We start from the raw sequence: 16028 nt of genomic DNA, 5'->3' as shown, positions 1-16028 counted from the left end.
TATGCCCCTCCTTCGTTCTACTATCTAAGCTCACGTTCTAGGGACGGCAGCAGATGCCCCTGAGACTGCCTAAGCGTGTCTCTGTCCATTAGCATCCTGCAAATGCTGCACCGAGCCTACGAGCCATTGCCACAACGTTCGGTTGAGCCGCAGTTTGCTCTTGCTGACTTGAAGGGTCTTGACAATCGAGTTTGTCTGTCCAGACTGGAGCGATCCCCTCGATCGACATACGTTGCGAGAGCTAGGTTGCAAGAACTACGTTGCTAGATCAATGCGCGACTCAACATAATCCTCTAGTTTTGTTAAATAATCTTTGTACTTCGCAATTGGTTCCCAATTCGCAGTAAATTCGGTTCAATGACTTGTCATTCTATGTAGGACATTATTCGTCATGCTGTTGGAAGTTTCATACTCCGCTTCAATTTTGCCAACGATCCTCGTGCCGATCGTCGGCTTGGTCTTTCCCCTAGTCGCCTCAGCTTTCTTGTTCATCTACATCGAGCGCGAAGATCCCAGCGGCATCTAATTCCGTTGTCGCTCGCCATCTTCAGGCAGCAACTCGCACTTGCTCGATCGCTCATCCTTTGATTTCTTGGAGAAGAATTTGTTATGTCGGGACGTAAAGACGAAATTCAGCCGGTTAGTGGCGACCCTCAAGTTGGCAATTTAGAAACTCCGATTAATTCCTCTGGCCTCGCACGGGCATACATCAACGCTCTGCCTGCCTACCGCAAAAACATTTCTGCCCAGCGTCGCGGCCTCGAAATCGGCATGGCGCACGGCTACTGGCTATTTGGTCCCTACACGGTCGCCAGCCAGTTCCGCAACTCCACCGTTTCTGATGTGGTCGGTTTGTTTGAAGCGGTCGTGTCGATCGTGGTTCTCACGCTTGCGCTCTCGCTCTATGCCAGCGTTGGTGCTCAAAAGCCTGTGGCAACCGTTCCCGCCCAAAGTCCGCCCCAAACCTACGCCACCGAAGAAGGCTGGAGCGAATTTGCAGGCGGCTTCCTGATTGGCGGCGTTGGCGGTGCGGTGATCGCCTACTTCGTGTATCAGGTGTTCAAGTCCGGCGTGTTCGACACCTTCGGCAACCTGGTCTAGATCCAACCTGCTCAATCAAAAAAGCTGGAGTTTCACCGCTCCAGCTTTTTCATGTCAATCAACTGCTTGGGTCAATAAAAAAGTGAGCCGTCAGCGATCGCCGACAGCCCACCCAAACAGGCGATTGATTCGCCTTCCGGTTAAACACACTTAGATGGATGAACCAAGACCAGCGTAAGCGCCGTAGAAGAACAGTCCCAAAATTGCCAGAGCACCCAGCCCTGCAACGGTTCCTACAATCCAAAGCGGAATTCTGCCACTTCCAGACACAGTTTTACCTCCTAATTCACGCAGCAAAAACAAGTCAAACAGTATTTAGTTGAAGAAATAGCTTGAGAACAAAATACCAAGCACGAACACCAGCAGCAAGCCCAGATATAAAGAAGTCCGGTTCAGTTCAACAGGCTGCTTGTTGGGATTAACGGGACCACGAATTGCCATAATCGCCTCCTAGCGGTGAATAAACTGCATTGACGCGATCGCTCCCAGGAAGAAAACTGTGGGAACAGCCAGCGTGTGAACGGCCAGCCAGCGAACCGTGAAAATTGGATAGGTAACAGGTTGATTTGGAGAATTAGTTGTCATGGGTTGGAACTATTTAAGGTACTCGTTGATCTGTTGCTTTGCATCAAAACGGTCTTGAACGATCGGCAGCTCTTGCCGTTCTTGAGTGAAATACTCGTTCGGGCGCGGCGTACCGAATACGTCGTAAGCAAGGCCAGTGGCGACAAACAGCCAGCCCGCAATGAACAAAGCGGGAATGGTGATGCTGTGAATCACCCAGTAGCGGACGCTCGTGACAATATCTGAAAACGGACGCTCTCCGGTTGTACCTGCCATCTAATGTTCTCCCACAATCACAACAATCGGTTTACTTTCTATCATACGGGAGTGAGCCAAGACTCACAAGTCAAACTAACAGAATTTCCCCATTCGATCGCCTTTCTCTTATCAAGCTCACTCGGTATTTACTACTAGCTTGATCTGCAAATTATGCCGCCTGCGGCTTATATTTGAGCAATGTTCCGCCCTGACCCAAAATGAAGCCGCGATCGGGCGACAAAAACACAATTTTATACAGGTTTGAAGGCGTGTCTTCGATCGCTCGATCCTTCTGCCAAGTATTACCACCATCCGTACTCACCAACAGATTGCCGCTGCCACCAGCCACCCAAATTTCTTCTGGTGTCCGATAGGCCAGATCCAAAAGACCCCAGCTTGTTGAGAATTCGGGATTGGTCGCTTCGCCCCACTCTTCCACGCTGTTCGGCTCGCTGAACTGCATCGAGCCACCTCGTGCCAACAGCCACAGTCGCCCATCTGTGCCAAAGCCCATGTTTTGCAGCTTGCGCGAACTGGTGCGGTTGTGCTGCACCCACGCTTCCTGTCCGGGTTCCCAGGTGGAGTAGAAGTTGCCGCGAGCCGAAACTGCGACATATTTGCCGTCGCTCGATCGCGCCAAGTTGCGAGTCACGCCCAAAGCTTCTTGCACTAACGCTTTCCAGTTCATGCCGCCGTCTTGCGTCCGGTAGATTGCGCCGATGTCTGTCGTCATTTCTGCCGATCGCTTACCCAGGGCAGTAATTGTATTGGGCTGTCCGGGCAGTTTGTCGCTCAACGGCACTTGCTGCCATTTCTTTCCACCATCCGTCGTGTGCAGCAAAATCGCAGGCTGACCCACAATCCAGCCTTCATCTCCGCTGAAGCTGACCGAGGTGAGATTGTAGTTTTCGCTGTCGAGATTGAGCGATCGCTCTTGCCAAGTATCGCCGCCATCAATCGTTTCGAGCAGCGTGGCGGCTTTGCCAACGAGCCAACCGTGCTGCGGATTTCCCGTGAAGCCGACATCAAGTAGCGTCGATTCAGTGGGCAGCGAGACGGGTTGCCAGGGATTGTTGCTCAGGCTGGGTAGATAGGCGTTGGCGCAGCCGCTACAAAACAGTAGGGCAACTGCCAAAATCACAAGTTGTTTGAGCGGCTTGAGCATAAACGTTCCAGGTCCAAAATCCAAAAATAATCGCGATCGAAATCTATTGCAGACCGTAGAGGCTGAGAAACATGAGAAATCCCAAGGCCAGCGCTCCAAAGATGAGAATGTTCTTTTGTCCGGGGGTCAAACTGTTGACCCCAAAGCCATAGCCCAAGTTGGACTTGAAGCCTGACGGATTTCCAGTCGGGCCAATATTGGAAAACAGCTTGGTTTTAACGCCGCAGACCGGACAGCGCCAGCTTTCAGGCAGTTCTTCAAACGGTGTTCCCGGCGCAATTTGCTTGCCGTCGCCTTTGGCTGGCTCATAGATGTAGCCGCACGCAGAACACTCATATCGATCGAGCGTGGCTGGATCAACCGCTTCTACACTCATGATTCCTAAAGGACAGTTGCGTCCTTTCCTTAAATCTCTGTAAAAGATTATGACATAAAGTGTTCCTTCAGACGGAATTTGCTACTGCCTATTGCGGCTAGCTGTTCGATCGCTTGCCGTTTGTGGCGGGCGGCTTGCGAAACAAAACCACGAGCAGACAGCCAACGCCGATGTTAATGAACACATCCGCCAAATTGAAAACCGGAAAGTTGATGAAGGCAAATTGCAGAAAATCCACAACTTCTCCGGCGACGAAGCGATCGATGCCATTCCCAAGTGCTCCGCCGAGCAAAAAGCCAAAACTCACTTGCTCCCAGCGGTTGAGCCGACTGAATGCGCCCATCCACATCAACCCCAGACTGACGATTAAAGAGAGCGATCGCAGCAGCAGCGGAAACTCGCTAAATAATCCCCACGCTGCACCGGGATTGAGGACGTAGGTAAAGTTCAGTACCCCCGGCCAGACGGGAATCGATTGCCCAAGCTGCATTGCCTGCACCGTCCAGTACTTCGTCAACTGGTCAAGCATGATGCAGACAAAGGCAATGATCCAAAAAGTCTGATTGCGAAGCGGCATGGGAAGGTTAGTAAAACAGCAGCAGTCTGAGTCCGAAAGCGAGAACGGTAGCAGCGCAGACGATCGCCAACTGAGCAGGAATTGGATACACCGAGTAGGTCAAAATCGCCTGCCACAAGGACAATGGCGACTGCACCCAGCCCGTTACAGAACCGATCAACAGGTAGGTGAGACCGATCGCGTGAATCACAACCAGTCCGGCTAGGCCACTAAAAGCAAGCGATTCGAGGCGCGACGGCAAACGAAAGGCCAAATGGCCGCACAGCCAAGCACCCGGAATAAAGCCCAGCAAATAACCAAACGAAGGATGATGAATGTAGTCAAAACCGCCGCCTTGACCGAATACATCGCGCCAAGTCAGCCCAATTAGGACGTAGGCAATTTGTGAAATTGCTGCTGCATTGCGTCCGCCTAGAAAGCCAACAAACAAAACTGCACCAATTTGAAACGTGACGCCGATCGCGTAGGCTTGCAGTCCGTGACGGCTCCAGTCCCAAGGCGCATTCAAGATGAAGCCTTCCAGAAAGGTTCCACCGATCGTCAAAATCAGGCCGATTAAAGCCCAGAGCAGTTCGGTGGGAGCAGAAAGTTTCAAAGGCTATAAAAAATTAACAACGAGTGCAGCGATCGCCTAATTTGAGCATTATACTTTGCTGCTCTGCGCGATCGCGACAAACTCGATGCCGCGCCTTTTCACATAACCTGCCTCACCACATGCAGCATTAGCCCGCGTAGATATCCTACACAGGCCGATCAATCATCTTGACTGCGCTAATTTCAACGGGTTAGAGAGGGAGAATCAACTGTTTAGCCTCTGGGGAAGCCGCCGCCATTGCGACGACCACCGCCACCACCGCCACCGCCTGCACTTTCGCGGGGTTTGGCTTTGTTGACGCGAATTTCACGACCGAGCCATTCTGCCCCATCGAGTTCAGCGATCGCCAAATCTTCTTTGGCTTCGTCTTCCATCTCGACAAATGCGAAGCCGCGCTTTCTGCCCGTTTCGCGATCGGTGGGGAGGCTGATGCGGCTCACCTTGCCGTATTCAGCAAATACTTCACGCAGATCTTCTTCGGTAGCCTGAAACGACAGGTTGCCAATGTAAATAGTCACGATCCTCTCCAAGCCAAATGATTAGGGGCTAGTCCGGTTCGACCCTAGGGAGGAAGCATCTTCCTCAAAGGAGCGCTACGCGAACTCGTTTCGCTGTGATCATATCCGATCTACCGCAAAATGGCAGCTACAAAACGCCAAAGACCGCAGATTCTAGCTAAATTTTTTCATTAATTTTTAATAATCGTTCATCAAAAGCACAATTCGTAATGGCGTCAGCGCACGACTTGCCGCATGTAGTCACCCCAAAGCTGTGCGGCGTTGCCGCTGCTGCCATCAGTCGGTGAGTTGTCATCATTGCCCAGCCAAATGCCTGTCACCAGGTTATCGCGCGGAACATAGCCGATGAACCACAAATCTACGTTGTCATTTGTCGTTCCGGTTTTGCCTGCTTCACCCAGTCCGATCGCAGCCCTGCGACCCGTTCCCCCCGCAACTACACCTTGCAGCAAGTCCGTCATGGTTGCAGCCACTTCCGGCGGCAAAGTTGCCACGTTTGTCTGCGGGTCTTGCCCAGCATCGTAAATTACACGGCAGGTGTTGACATCTTGCGGATTTTCGCAATCGCTGCTGTCGAAAATGCGGTTGATTGTGTGTGGCTTGTTGCGAACGCCTTGATTGGCAAGAACGCCGAATGCTCCAGTCATCTCCAGCAGCGTCACTTCACTTTGCCCCAAAATCAAACCAGGATTGATGCTGAGTTCTGAAGTGATGCCCATGCGTCTTGCTTCTTGCGCTACGTTGTCTAGCCCAACCTCTTGCGCCACGCGCAACGCGACGACGTTCTCAGACTGCGCTAGTCCGGTCGCCATCGACACGCTGCCACCACCCGATCGACAGCCTGCAAACGTTTGTCCTTCCCAATCCAAAGGCGCACAGGAGAACGATTCGCCCGGAGAAATGCCCTGCTCGATCGCTCTGGTGTAGGCAAACACTTTGAAGGTCGATCCGGGTTGCCGATACGCCTGCGTTGCTCGATTGAACTGGCTTTGCTCATAGTCATAGCCACCGACGAGCGCTAACACCTCTCCGGTTGTCGGGTCGATTGTAGCGATCGCGCCCTGCGAAAATCCGACCGCCGCGCCGTCCGAGTCGATCGCCTGCCGCAGCGAACTTTCGGCCTTTTGCTGCATTTGCGGGTTGAGGCTGCTTTGGACGATGAAGTTGCCTTCGTTCGCCAACTGCGTGCCAAGCAGTTCTTCGAGTTCGTTGAAAACTTGACTGTAGAAATACGGGGCGATCGTACTGCGGAGTTCTTCGATCGCATCGGGATTGATGACAATGCGCGATCGACGGGCACGCTGCGCTTCTTCTTGGGAAATTCTGCCCTGAGCCGCCATGCGAGTGAGGACGCGATCGCGATATTCCACTGCGGTTTGATAGTCGCGGACAGGATTAAAAGCGTTGGGGGCGGGCAAAATTCCAGCTAGCGTTGCGGCTTCAGACAGGTCAAGGTCGCGAGCCGATTTGCCGAAATAGAACTGGGCGGCATCCTCGAAGCCATACGCCCCGTTGCCCAAGTAGACGCGATTCAGGTAGGTCAGCAGCAAATAATCTTTGCTGTAAAACGTTTCGAGCTTGAGGGCGGCAACGGCTTCGCGCAGCTTGCGGCCTGCCGAATCTTCTGTGCCGACATATTCGCGGAAAATGCTGCGGGCAAGCTGCTGAGTGAGCGTACTGCCGCCTTCGCGCAAACTGCTGGTTTGAATGTTTGTCACCAAAGCGCGAGTAATGCCGATCGGATCGACGCCCAAATGCCAGTAGTAGCGCGAATCTTCCGAGGCAATTACGGCATCAGCCAGATAGGGCGAGAACTCGCTGAGATTTTCGAGTTCTTGATGGCTGCGGTTTTCGTTCGATCGCAACAACGTCTCGTTATCGCGTGCCGTCACAATCACGGGTCCCTGCACCGACTGCGGCAAAGGCCGAACCGAAAAGCGCTGCCACTGCACACCCACCCACAAAGCAGCGATCGCCGTCAGTCCCGTAAAGCCATACAGCCCGTACTGCGCTCCTTTCACGTACCAGGGCGGCGGATAGTGATATTGAACGCGCACGGCAGCAGCGAGATCGGGCGGCCCCAAAGTCAGCACGTCGCCATGTCGCAGCGGTAGGCGATCGAGCCTGCGCTTGCCGCGATAAATGCCGTTTGTGGAATTTTCGTCTTTGAGAATGAAGGTGTCGGGACGCTTGGGGTCGCGGACGAGCGAAGCGTGAACCTGACTGACGACCGGATTGCGAACGACGATATCGCTGGATTTGGAACTGCGACCGACGACGTAGCGATCGCCCAGCAGCGGATAAACTTCGGCTTTGGGCGCGTCTGCTTCTTGCACCCAAAGTTCCGGCACTTTGGCGTTTGGCTTCAAAGCGAGCTTTGAGAAGTCCACCCGCGCCTGCACGGTTTGAACAGCTTGCGTGAGTGCGCCCATGATGGTTTTGGGGCGATTCGGTGGCGGAGTGGGCGGCGAAGGCGGCGAAGGTGTCATGCGTCCGGTGCAGGTGCAAAAGGCTCAACAGATAGGAAACACAGCGGCTTGAACAAATTCCGCAATCTGTTAGCCACTATTCTACTCATAGCGTCCACTTTCGCTCAGGAAAATTCGCACGATCGCGCTTGCAACCTGAACAGCGCAAGATTGCATCAAAATTTTACTTATTTTCCGAATTGACATTGGTTTTTGCTGTTTCTTCAATCCGAACGTAGAGAGTTTGGCTTAATTTTGCGAGATGATTTGACTTTGCAGGCTGGCGGCAAAAGGGAACAAAGCGAACAATCCCGCTTCAACTTTTGCAGGAGCAACAATCGATCGCGGCCATCCGACTCGGACGCTTGCTCAGGTCACGTTCGCTCAAAGCGGCACGAATTTTTGGCAACTGCCCAAAAAGCGAACGGCAACTCTAAAATCAACTGTGAGGACAGTTAAATCACGCTGCTATGCAATCTCCTATTCCTGCCGGATCTGTTTTACAAAATCGCTATCGCATCAGTCGCGTCCTCGGTCAGGGCGGATTTGGGCGCACCTACCTGGCAGAAGACCAAGGCCGCTTTAATGAACTGTGCGCCCTGAAAGAATTTATCCCCATTCAAACGGGTGCGTATGCGATCGATAAATCGAAAGAATTATTTCAGCGCGAAGCTGCAATTCTCTATCAAATTCAGCATCCACAAATTCCTCAATTTCGCGCCACCTTTGAGGAAAATCAGCGTCTATTTTTGGTGCAAGATTACGTTGAAGGAAAAACCTATCGCGAACTGTTGAACGATCGCAAAGCCGCAGGTTCAACCTTCAGCGAAGCCGAAGTTTTGCAGCTTGTCCAGCAGCTTTTGCCCGTCCTTGCCCACATCCACGCCAGAGGCATTATTCACCGCGACATCGCGCCCGACAACATCATGCTCAGGCGGCGCGACCATCTTCCTGTCCTGATCGACTTTGGCGTCGTTAAAGAAATTGTCACCCGCGTCCAGTCGCTCGAAACCGTGCCACAGCACACCACAGTCGGCAAATTGGGCTACGCGCCCAGCGAACAGATGCAGACCGGAAACGCTTTTCCCAGTAGCGATCTATACGCCTTGGCCGTCACCTGTCTGGTGCTGCTGACCGGACGCGAACCGAATCAAATGTATGACGATCGCACTTTCTCCTGGAACTGGCGACCCTATGCCACTGTCAGTCCGGGCTTCGGGCAAATTCTCGATCGAATGCTCAACTATCGCCCCGATCAGCGCTATCAAAACGTCAGCGAACTGGCGCAAGCCCTGCAAGCATTGACTAATCCCGCTGCCACACCGCCAACGATCGCCCCCCCAGCCGCGCCGCAACCGCTGCCCACCCCCACGCCAACGCCGCCAACGGTCGGGTCGCAGATGGCAACGGTTGCAGTTGGTCGCCGCCCCGATCCAAATCCACCCACGCAGCAGGCGCCGCGATCGCTCGATCCCATTGTGCCAACGCCCGCTCCTTCGATTTGGGAAAATCCGCTGGCCGTATTCATGATCGGGTTGGGGCTGGCGATCGTCACGTTGATTGGCGCGTATGCCGTTGTCAGCGGCGTGCGGACAAGCGATCGCACCACTCCCACGCCGACGCCCAGCGCAACAATAACGCCGACACCCAGCCCGACGCCGACGGCTTCTCCAACGCCCAGCGAATTTACGCAGGCGTTGAACTTGACGGCAGGAGACAGCACAAATGTGAATGGTGCGTTGCGATCGAATGAAACCGCAAACTTCGTGGTCACAGGTCAGCAAAATGAGGTGCTGACGGCAGCGATTCAAGGTGAAGGTGTGTTGATGACGGTAATTGCGCCTGATGGCAGTCCGGCGGGAGAAAACAGCGATCGCGTCCAGCGCTGGTCAGGCCCCTTGGACTTTACAGGAGACTATACGATTCGGCTGCAACCCGTGCGCGGTGTGGAGCAAAGCGACTATAGGCTCAGCGTCAGCCTTGATCCCGCTCCAGATCCCAGTCCCACCCCGACACCCACGCCATCACCAGAGCCAGAGCCGCAAATCGACACGACGCAGCTTAATGTTGTTCCCGGCGATCAAGGAGTCCAAATTTCCAATCGGGTCGATCCGCTGCTGGTTCGTCGCTATTTGGTCAACGTTCAAGAGGGGCAAATTCTTTCTGCCGAACTTGTAGAACCCGGACAGGCCAGTCTCAACATTCGCTATCCCAACGGCGATCTAGTGGAGGATGCATCCAATATTGGATTCTGGCAGGGAAGCACGTCTGAGACAGGTCGATACATTGTCGAAGTCATTGCCGATCGCGAAACGAATTTTACGCTGGGCGTGACCGTCACCGATCCGGCAAATGCTCAGCCACAGTAGCTCGTTTTTGCAATTCAATACTCTTCAACGCTTGAGCAAAAATGCAGCAGCGTATTTCTTCAATCTGCATCTGTGGCGCAGGACTGCTTTGTCAATTTGGTATTTGCAAACAAGCGGGGATCAAGGAATTCGAGCATTAATCCTGGCAGCGAAGGCCGATCGCGCCGTTCACTGCGATCGCCGTCCGGGGGAAATCGCTAGGATGATCTTGCGCCTTTGGGTGCAGATTCTTAAAAGTTGATAGAAGGGGGGAAAACCGTGCTGCAAGCAACAACGATGCCGACTGCGGACGTGCAAATCATCGACTGTAGCGGGTTTGAGTCAGAAACAATGGATTTGTTTCTTGCACCGGGACCAAATCCTTACCGCGAAACCGAAGCGTTTTTGTTTGACTGTGAAATGCGGGCGGACGAGATGCCCAGAGCCGTGCGGCGATCGCTGCTGGAATTTCAGGTGCGATCGAATGCCGAAGGCGTTTTGCTCTTGCGCGGCCTGCCGATCGATCCCGGTTTGTACCGCACACAAACGCCGCTGGACGGTAGGCGATCGATTCACAAAACGACGTATGTGAGCGAACGCTGTTTGGCAATGGTCGGCAGTCGATTAGGCCATTTGGTGTCCTACATTCAAGAAAAAAACGGCGATTTGTTTCAAAGCCTCGCCCCAGTGAAAGGCAGTGAGCGCGTTCAGTCGTCGGGCGGTTCTCAGACGCGCTTGCAGTTTCATCGGGAAACTGTTTTTCATCCTTACCCGCCAGAATTTCTGCTGCTGTTTTGCCTGCGGCCTGACCACGATCGCCTAGCTGAAACGACCTACGCCAGCATCGCTCACGCCCTACCGCTGCTGTCTGATGAGCATCGCGACTTGCTGTTTCAGCCGCTCTACCGCACGGGAATCGACTACTCGTTTGGTAACGTGCAGGGCACCAAAGCGAACGGAAAAGTGCTGCCCGTCCTTTATGGCAATCGCCACGATCCGTTTTTGAACTATGACGAAGACTTGATGGAAGCGATGACGCCCGCCGCAGAAGCAGCACTGGCTGCCCTGCAAGCGGCGATCGCCTCGGTCTATCGCGGCATCAAGCTTGACACCGGAGATCTGCTCTGCATCGACAATCGCCGCACGGTTCACGGTCGCAGTTCGTTCACGCCGCGCTATGACGGCTTCGATCGCTGGCTGCAACGATCGTTTGTCGTGCGGGATTTGGGCTTGTCAGCAGTCGATCGCCAACCGGGAGAACGCATCATTCGCACGCGCTTTGAAGCAATCGGTTAGCGACTGCCGCGATCGCCTCTACAACTTGATGGAGGTTGCTTAGAGCAGGCGATCGCGGCAGAATGAAAATATCTGTTGCAATTTGTTAAGTATAAAAACGGTGCTTGATCAGCAGCTTTCTCCTTCAGGCGTGCGACCTGACGTGCAAACTTACGATGTGGCGATCGTCGGTGCGGGCATTGTCGGCTTGACGTTGGCCTGTGCGCTCAAAGAATCTGGCCTGCGGATTGCCTTAATTGAAGCGAAGCCGCGCTCGATCGGGTTGAGTCAGCGTCGCGCCTATCACATCTCGCTGATGTCTGGTCGCATTCTCGCCGGATTGGGCGTGTGGAATCAAATTCTGCCGCAGATCACCACCTTTGAGCAGATCGATCTGGCGGATGCCGATTGTCCCGCTGTCGTCGCGCTGCAACCCCGTGATTTAGGAACGCCAGCACTCGGTTACGTCGCAGAACACTGCGTTTTACTGCAAGCGCTGCAACAGGCGCTCTTGAATGCTGAAAACGTCGAGTGGCTGTGTCCGGCAACTGTCCTCGACGCGAACTACAACCCTGACCGTACTCGGCTGACACTCAACGCGGACGGGCAAAAAATCCAGATTGCCTCGCGTCTGCTGGTGGCTGCGGATGGAGCGCGATCGCCAATTCGCACCGCAGCGGGAATTGCAACGCACGGCTGGCAGTACTGGCAATCCTGCATTACCGCTGTGATTCGTCCTGAAAAATCGCACGGCTCGATCGCCCGTGAACATTTCTGGTCAAGTGGCCCGTTTGCTACCCTGCCGCTTCCCGACAATCGCTGTCAGATCGTGTTGACCGCTCCTCATGCCGAAGCGCAAGCCTTGATGCAGATTGACGATCGCGCATTTTTAGCCGAACTCGATCGCCGCTATCAGGGAAAGCTCGGCCAACTGACGCTGGAAGGAAATCGCTTGCTGTTTCCCGTCCAGTTGATGCACAGCGATCGCTACACGCAAGCTCGACTCGCGCTGATTGGCGATGCAGCTCACTGCTGCCATCCGGTCGGCGGACAAGGCTTGAATTTGGGCATTCGTGACGCTGCTGCCTTGGCACAGGTGATTTTGAAGGCACACGATCGCCACGAAGACATTGGTGATCTTCGTGTCCTCCACCGCTATGAACGCTGGCGCAAGCTGGAAAATTTAGTCATTTTGGGATTTACGGATTTGCTCGATCGCTTCTTTTCCAATCGCTGGTGGCCGATCGTCCTGCTTCGGCGTTTGGGCTTGCGGCTGATGCGGCAACTGCGACCGCTGCGATCGATCGCGCTGCGTTTGATGACTGGCTTGAGCGGCAGACACCCAAGCCTAGCGAAGCAATCAATCGGTACTAAACTGCGATCGACTCGTGCAGAATAATTCGACTGCCTGCCGGATCGTAGATGTAGATTTCCCGTCCATGTGAAGCGGTCATCATCTTTTCAGGCAGCGGCAGATCAAGCGATTGGAGATGCGCGATCGCCTCATCCAAATTGTCTACTTCGATACACAAGCTCATTGTTCCTGCACCGCTAAATTCCGCATCAGTTTTGGGTCGAAAAATTCCTAAGCGCAGATTTGCGAGTTCAAATTCTGCGTAGACACTTTGTATTTCTTGAGTCGGAGATTGATTGAGTAGCCGCTGATAGAATTCTTGAACTTGTGTGAAGTTGACGGCAGCGATCGCAACAAATGCCGTTTGGCGACGAAATGACATGAACTCACTCCAATGAAAGAAGGCGCATTCCGACTCGTGATAGATCGATCGCGCCTTCTTTCAAACTAATGTGAAACTACATAAAAACAAGTTTCAAATCAGGAAATTAGCAATGTCTCAAGAAACAAAAGAGCGAGCGAAGAAAGCCTCAGCCAACGCCGACGAGAGCGCCGCCGAAAAGGGCACAAACGGCGTGATGCTCGCCATGATTATGGCAACGATCCTGGCTGTTGGTTCTGCTTTATCAGTTCCCAATCCAAATCGTCAAGTCGAAACGTTCGCCAGCGAAGCGACCGAGCAATCGCTGCAACAGGCGCAACCTTCGCCGCTGCCTGCCCAGTCGAACGATCGCGTTCAGCCGATCGCTCAGCAGCCTGTTCAGCAACAGTCTGTCCAGCAGCCTATCCAACCTTCAATTTTGCCGTCTGAGCCGATTCAACAAAATCAAATCCAGTCAGGAACTTTGCCCGCTCAACCGTAGTGATGCTCTACCTTTTGATAGATTCTCGATCGCAGCGTCTGAAAAGAACGTGATTTCACAGCGGATTTTAATCGGCGCTCGATAGGATCAATTTCTAAGGAATTGAGGATCAATCGCTATGGTTGCTGCAATATCTGCGCCAGAAAAAGTCGAAGATATCTTAGGCCAAGAGGCCGAAGATCTATTGACCTACAAGGCCAAAGTTCCCAAAGAAACGCTGCATTTACCAAGTCCAGATTGGGTCGATCGCATTTTTTCAATCACCGATCGATCGCCCCAAGTTCTCCGCAGCCTTCAGCAGCTTTATTCACACGGTAGACTCGCCAATACAGGCTATTTATCCATCTTGCCTGTAGACCAAGGCATTGAACATTCGGCGGCAGCTTCGTTCGCGCCGAATCCAATGTACTTTGATAGCGAAAATATTGTGAAATTGGCGATCGCGGCTGAGTGCAATGCGGTTGCCACAACCCTCGGCGTGTTGGGCAGCGTCTCGCGCAAGTATGCTCACAAAATTCCGTTCATTGTCAAGTTGAACCACAACGAACTGCTGACAGCTCCCAACCAGTTCGATCAGGTGATGTTTGCCTCGGTCGAGCAGGCGTGGAATCTCGGAGCGGTTGCGGTTGGCGCGACGATCTATTTCGGTTCGCCCGAATCGACGCGGCAAATTCAAGAAGTCAGCCGGGCTTTTGCTCGCGCTCACGAGTTGGGCATGGCAACGATTTTGTGGTGCTATCTGCGAAACAGCGCCTTTAAGCAGGACGGCACGGACTACCATATTTCGGCAGACCTGACCGGACAGGCGAACCACATTGGCGTGACGATCGAAGCCGACATCATCAAGCAAAAATTGCCGGAAAATAACGGCGGATATGCCGCCGTGCAAAAAGCATTGGGCAAAAGCTACGGCAAAACCGACGATCGCGTCTACTCCGACCTGACAACCGACCACCCGATCGACCTGACCCGCTATCAGGTGTTGAACTGCTATGCCGGACGCATGGGCTTGATCAACTCTGGCGGCGCATCGGGCAAGAGTGATTTTGCGGAAGCGGTGCGAACTGCCGTGATCAATAAGCGAGCGGGTGGCTGCGGTTTAATCTCCGGTCGCAAAACCTTTCAGCGTCCATTTGATGAAGGCGTCAAGCTGTTCCACATCATTCAGGATGTCTATCTGTCGCCGGACGTGACGATCGCCTAATTTCCGCATCTTGTTGGGGCATGGTGCGCCGTGCCCCAAAATCGATCGCCCCAGAATCGATCGATTTGTCACAGTCAAATTCAAAATTTCGGTAGACAATGGTTTCTACCGCAACGTTGAATTACGAATTATGAAACTGGCAGCACGACTCGGACAGGTGAAGCCATCGCTGACACTGGCGATCGACTCAAAAGCTAAGGCAATGAAGGCCGAGGGGCTAGATGTCTGTAGCTTTAGCGTGGGCGAGCCGGATTTCGAGACGCCTGCTCATATTCGCGAAGCTTGTCACCAAGCGATCGAGGCGGGCAAAACTCGGTATGGTGCGGCAGTCGGAGAACTGAAGCTGCGAGAAGCGATCGCCCAAAAGCTGCAAAAAGACAACAACCTTTGCTACGGCGTTGAAAATGTCGTCGTCACCAATGGCGGCAAACAGTCGCTTTATAACCTGATGATGGCGACGATCGAACCGGGAGACGAAGTGATCATTCCGGCTCCCTACTGGCTGAGCTATCCGCAAATGGTGAAGCTGGCCGAGGGAACGCCCGTGATCGTGCCAACGACACTCGAAAGCGACTTCAAAATTTCGCCCGACCAGTTGCGATCGGCCATCACGTCTCGAACAAAAATGTTCATCTTCAACTCACCCTCCAATCCAACCGGGATGGTCTACACGCCGGATGAAGTGCGAGCGATCGCGGACGTGATCACCGAGGCGGGCATCTGGGTTGTTGCGGATGAAATCTACGAGAAAATTCTCTATGACGGAGCGGAACATCTCAGCATTGGCGCGGTGAATCCGGAAATCTACGAGCGCACGATCGTCAGCAGTGGTTTTGCCAAAACCTACGCGATGACCGGATGGCGGGTTGGCTTTTTGGCCGCGCCGCCGCAGATTATTCAAGCGGTTGCCACGATTCAAAGCCACAGCACCTCGAACGTTTGCACCTTTGCTCAATATGGCGCGATCGCCGCTTATGCAGGATCACAAGACTGCGTGCGCGAAATGGTTGAGGTGTTTGCTCAGCGTAGACAGGTGATTCTTGATGCGGTGCGATCGATTCCCCAGCTTACGTGTCCCACACCGAACGGCGCATTCTACGTGTTTGCCAATATTAGTAAAACGGGCATGAAATCGATCGAATTTTGCGAAGCCTTGCTCGATGCTCATCAGGTAGCGGTGGTTCCGGGAATCGCGTTTGGGGCGGATGACTGCATTCGGATGTCCTATGCAACCGACACCCAAACGATTCAAAAAGGCATAGAGCGGCTGTCGAAATTTGTGCAGTCGCTCTGAAACAAGGGTGCTGTATGGATGGTGGAAGGATGCAGCATCAAAGGTTCAAACCTTGTCATCCTTCTCTG

20 protein-coding genes are annotated in these 16028 nt (G+C 53.4%); 8 read left to right on the top strand and 12 right to left on the bottom strand.

The genetic code is table 11. The features are described 5' to 3' along the window. Window positions 1-88: 88 nt before the first annotated feature. Window positions 89-229, bottom strand: a complete 141-nt coding sequence (locus H6F67_RS22625; RefSeq protein ID WP_190768916.1) for a hypothetical protein — start codon at window positions 227-229, stop codon at window positions 89-91. Between the two features lie 162 nt (window positions 230-391). Here H6F67_RS22625 and psaI point away from each other — a divergent pair, with 162 nt between their 5' ends. Both psaI and H6F67_RS22615 read left to right on the top strand, forming a co-directional pair. Further along, a complete protein-coding gene (psaI, locus tag H6F67_RS22620; protein ID WP_190768915.1) occupies window positions 392-526 on the top strand; it encodes a photosystem I reaction center subunit VIII in 135 nt (44 codons plus the stop codon). Window positions 527-609: 83 nt separating this feature from the next. Further along, on the top strand, window positions 610-1101 hold the full coding sequence (locus tag H6F67_RS22615) for a photosystem I reaction center subunit XI (RefSeq protein ID WP_190768914.1): 492 nt from the start codon (window positions 610-612) through the stop codon (window positions 1099-1101). A gap of 150 nt (window positions 1102-1251) precedes the next feature. On the opposite strand, the gene H6F67_RS22610 is transcribed toward H6F67_RS22615, so the two are convergent. From H6F67_RS22610 to H6F67_RS22565, 10 genes are all read right to left on the bottom strand, one after another. Next, window positions 1252-1371: a photosystem II reaction center protein J gene (locus H6F67_RS22610; RefSeq protein ID WP_190768913.1), complete on the bottom strand. Its 120-nt coding sequence runs from the start codon at window positions 1369-1371 to the stop codon at window positions 1252-1254. Window positions 1372-1416: 45 nt separating this feature from the next. Beyond that, window positions 1417-1542: a photosystem II reaction center protein L gene (locus tag H6F67_RS22605; RefSeq protein ID WP_190768912.1), complete on the bottom strand. Its 126-nt coding sequence runs from the start codon at window positions 1540-1542 to the stop codon at window positions 1417-1419. Between the two features lie 9 nt (window positions 1543-1551). Beyond that, window positions 1552-1686 carry a cytochrome b559 subunit beta gene (psbF, locus tag H6F67_RS22600; RefSeq protein ID WP_190768911.1) on the bottom strand — a complete coding sequence of 45 codons (135 nt, stop codon included), beginning with the start codon at window positions 1684-1686 and terminating at the stop codon, window positions 1552-1554. 9 nt (window positions 1687-1695) lie between these two features. Further along, entirely contained in the window at window positions 1696-1941 is a 246-nt protein-coding gene (gene psbE, locus H6F67_RS22595) for a cytochrome b559 subunit alpha (protein ID WP_190768910.1), read from the bottom strand. Between the two features lie 151 nt (window positions 1942-2092). Continuing rightward, the gene (locus H6F67_RS22590) at window positions 2093-3088 is read right to left on the bottom strand and encodes a photosynthesis system II assembly factor Ycf48 (protein WP_190768909.1); all 996 of its coding nucleotides are present in this window, start codon (window positions 3086-3088) and stop codon (window positions 2093-2095) included. Between the two features lie 43 nt (window positions 3089-3131). Then, the gene (locus H6F67_RS22585) at window positions 3132-3464 is read right to left on the bottom strand and encodes a rubredoxin (protein WP_190768908.1); all 333 of its coding nucleotides are present in this window, start codon (window positions 3462-3464) and stop codon (window positions 3132-3134) included. Between the two features lie 97 nt (window positions 3465-3561). Beyond that, window positions 3562-4041, bottom strand: coding sequence for a signal peptidase II (gene lspA / locus H6F67_RS22580; protein ID WP_190768907.1), 480 nt, complete (start codon window positions 4039-4041; stop codon window positions 3562-3564). A 7-nt stretch (window positions 4042-4048) separates the two neighbouring features. Then, entirely contained in the window at window positions 4049-4636 is a 588-nt protein-coding gene (locus tag H6F67_RS22575; protein ID WP_190768906.1) for a biotin transporter BioY, read from the bottom strand. 212 nt (window positions 4637-4848) lie between these two features. Beyond that, window positions 4849-5154 (bottom strand): RNA-binding protein, encoded by a 306-nt coding sequence (locus H6F67_RS22570; RefSeq protein WP_190768905.1) that lies wholly within the window; start codon window positions 5152-5154, stop codon window positions 4849-4851. Window positions 5155-5369: 215 nt separating this feature from the next. Further along, window positions 5370-7643 (bottom strand): transglycosylase domain-containing protein, encoded by a 2274-nt coding sequence (locus H6F67_RS22565; RefSeq protein WP_190768904.1) that lies wholly within the window; start codon window positions 7641-7643, stop codon window positions 5370-5372. A 449-nt stretch (window positions 7644-8092) separates the two neighbouring features. Between H6F67_RS22565 and H6F67_RS22560 the strand changes: the two genes are divergently transcribed. The 3 genes from H6F67_RS22560 to H6F67_RS22550 all read left to right on the top strand — a co-directional run bounded on the left by H6F67_RS22560 (window position 8093) and on the right by H6F67_RS22550 (window position 12644). Continuing rightward, window positions 8093-9991 (top strand): serine/threonine-protein kinase, encoded by a 1899-nt coding sequence (locus H6F67_RS22560; RefSeq protein WP_190768903.1) that lies wholly within the window; start codon window positions 8093-8095, stop codon window positions 9989-9991. 258 nt (window positions 9992-10249) lie between these two features. Beyond that, the gene (locus H6F67_RS22555) at window positions 10250-11266 is read left to right on the top strand and encodes a TauD/TfdA family dioxygenase (RefSeq protein ID WP_190768902.1); all 1017 of its coding nucleotides are present in this window, start codon (window positions 10250-10252) and stop codon (window positions 11264-11266) included. A 100-nt stretch (window positions 11267-11366) separates the two neighbouring features. Continuing rightward, window positions 11367-12644 (top strand): FAD-dependent hydroxylase, encoded by a 1278-nt coding sequence (locus H6F67_RS22550; RefSeq protein WP_190768901.1) that lies wholly within the window; start codon window positions 11367-11369, stop codon window positions 12642-12644. On the opposite strand, the gene H6F67_RS22545 is transcribed toward H6F67_RS22550, so the two are convergent. Beyond that, on the bottom strand, window positions 12616-12981 hold the full coding sequence (locus H6F67_RS22545; RefSeq protein ID WP_190768900.1) for a VOC family protein: 366 nt from the start codon (window positions 12979-12981) through the stop codon (window positions 12616-12618). The two genes, H6F67_RS22550 and H6F67_RS22545, sit on opposite strands and share 29 nt — an antisense overlap. Before the next feature lie 112 nt (window positions 12982-13093). Between H6F67_RS22545 and H6F67_RS22540 the strand changes: the two genes are divergently transcribed. The 3 genes from H6F67_RS22540 to H6F67_RS22530 all read left to right on the top strand — a co-directional run bounded on the left by H6F67_RS22540 (window position 13094) and on the right by H6F67_RS22530 (window position 15960). Continuing rightward, complete coding sequence (locus H6F67_RS22540; protein WP_190768899.1) at window positions 13094-13462, top strand: hypothetical protein; 369 nt, start codon at window positions 13094-13096, stop codon at window positions 13460-13462. Between the two features lie 118 nt (window positions 13463-13580). Then, window positions 13581-14666 carry a class I fructose-bisphosphate aldolase gene (locus H6F67_RS22535; protein ID WP_190768898.1) on the top strand — a complete coding sequence of 362 codons (1086 nt, stop codon included), beginning with the start codon at window positions 13581-13583 and terminating at the stop codon, window positions 14664-14666. Window positions 14667-14796: 130 nt separating this feature from the next. Continuing rightward, complete coding sequence (locus H6F67_RS22530) at window positions 14797-15960, top strand: pyridoxal phosphate-dependent aminotransferase (protein WP_190768897.1); 1164 nt, start codon at window positions 14797-14799, stop codon at window positions 15958-15960. Window positions 15961-16028 lie beyond the last annotated feature (68 nt).

Source organism: Microcoleus sp. FACHB-1515, assembly GCF_014696105.1.
Taxonomy (GTDB): domain Bacteria; phylum Cyanobacteriota; class Cyanobacteriia; order Elainellales; family Elainellaceae; genus JAAUTJ01.
The sequence above is the reverse complement of the archived record's forward strand: the minus strand, read 5'-3'. Positions and strand labels throughout refer to the sequence as shown.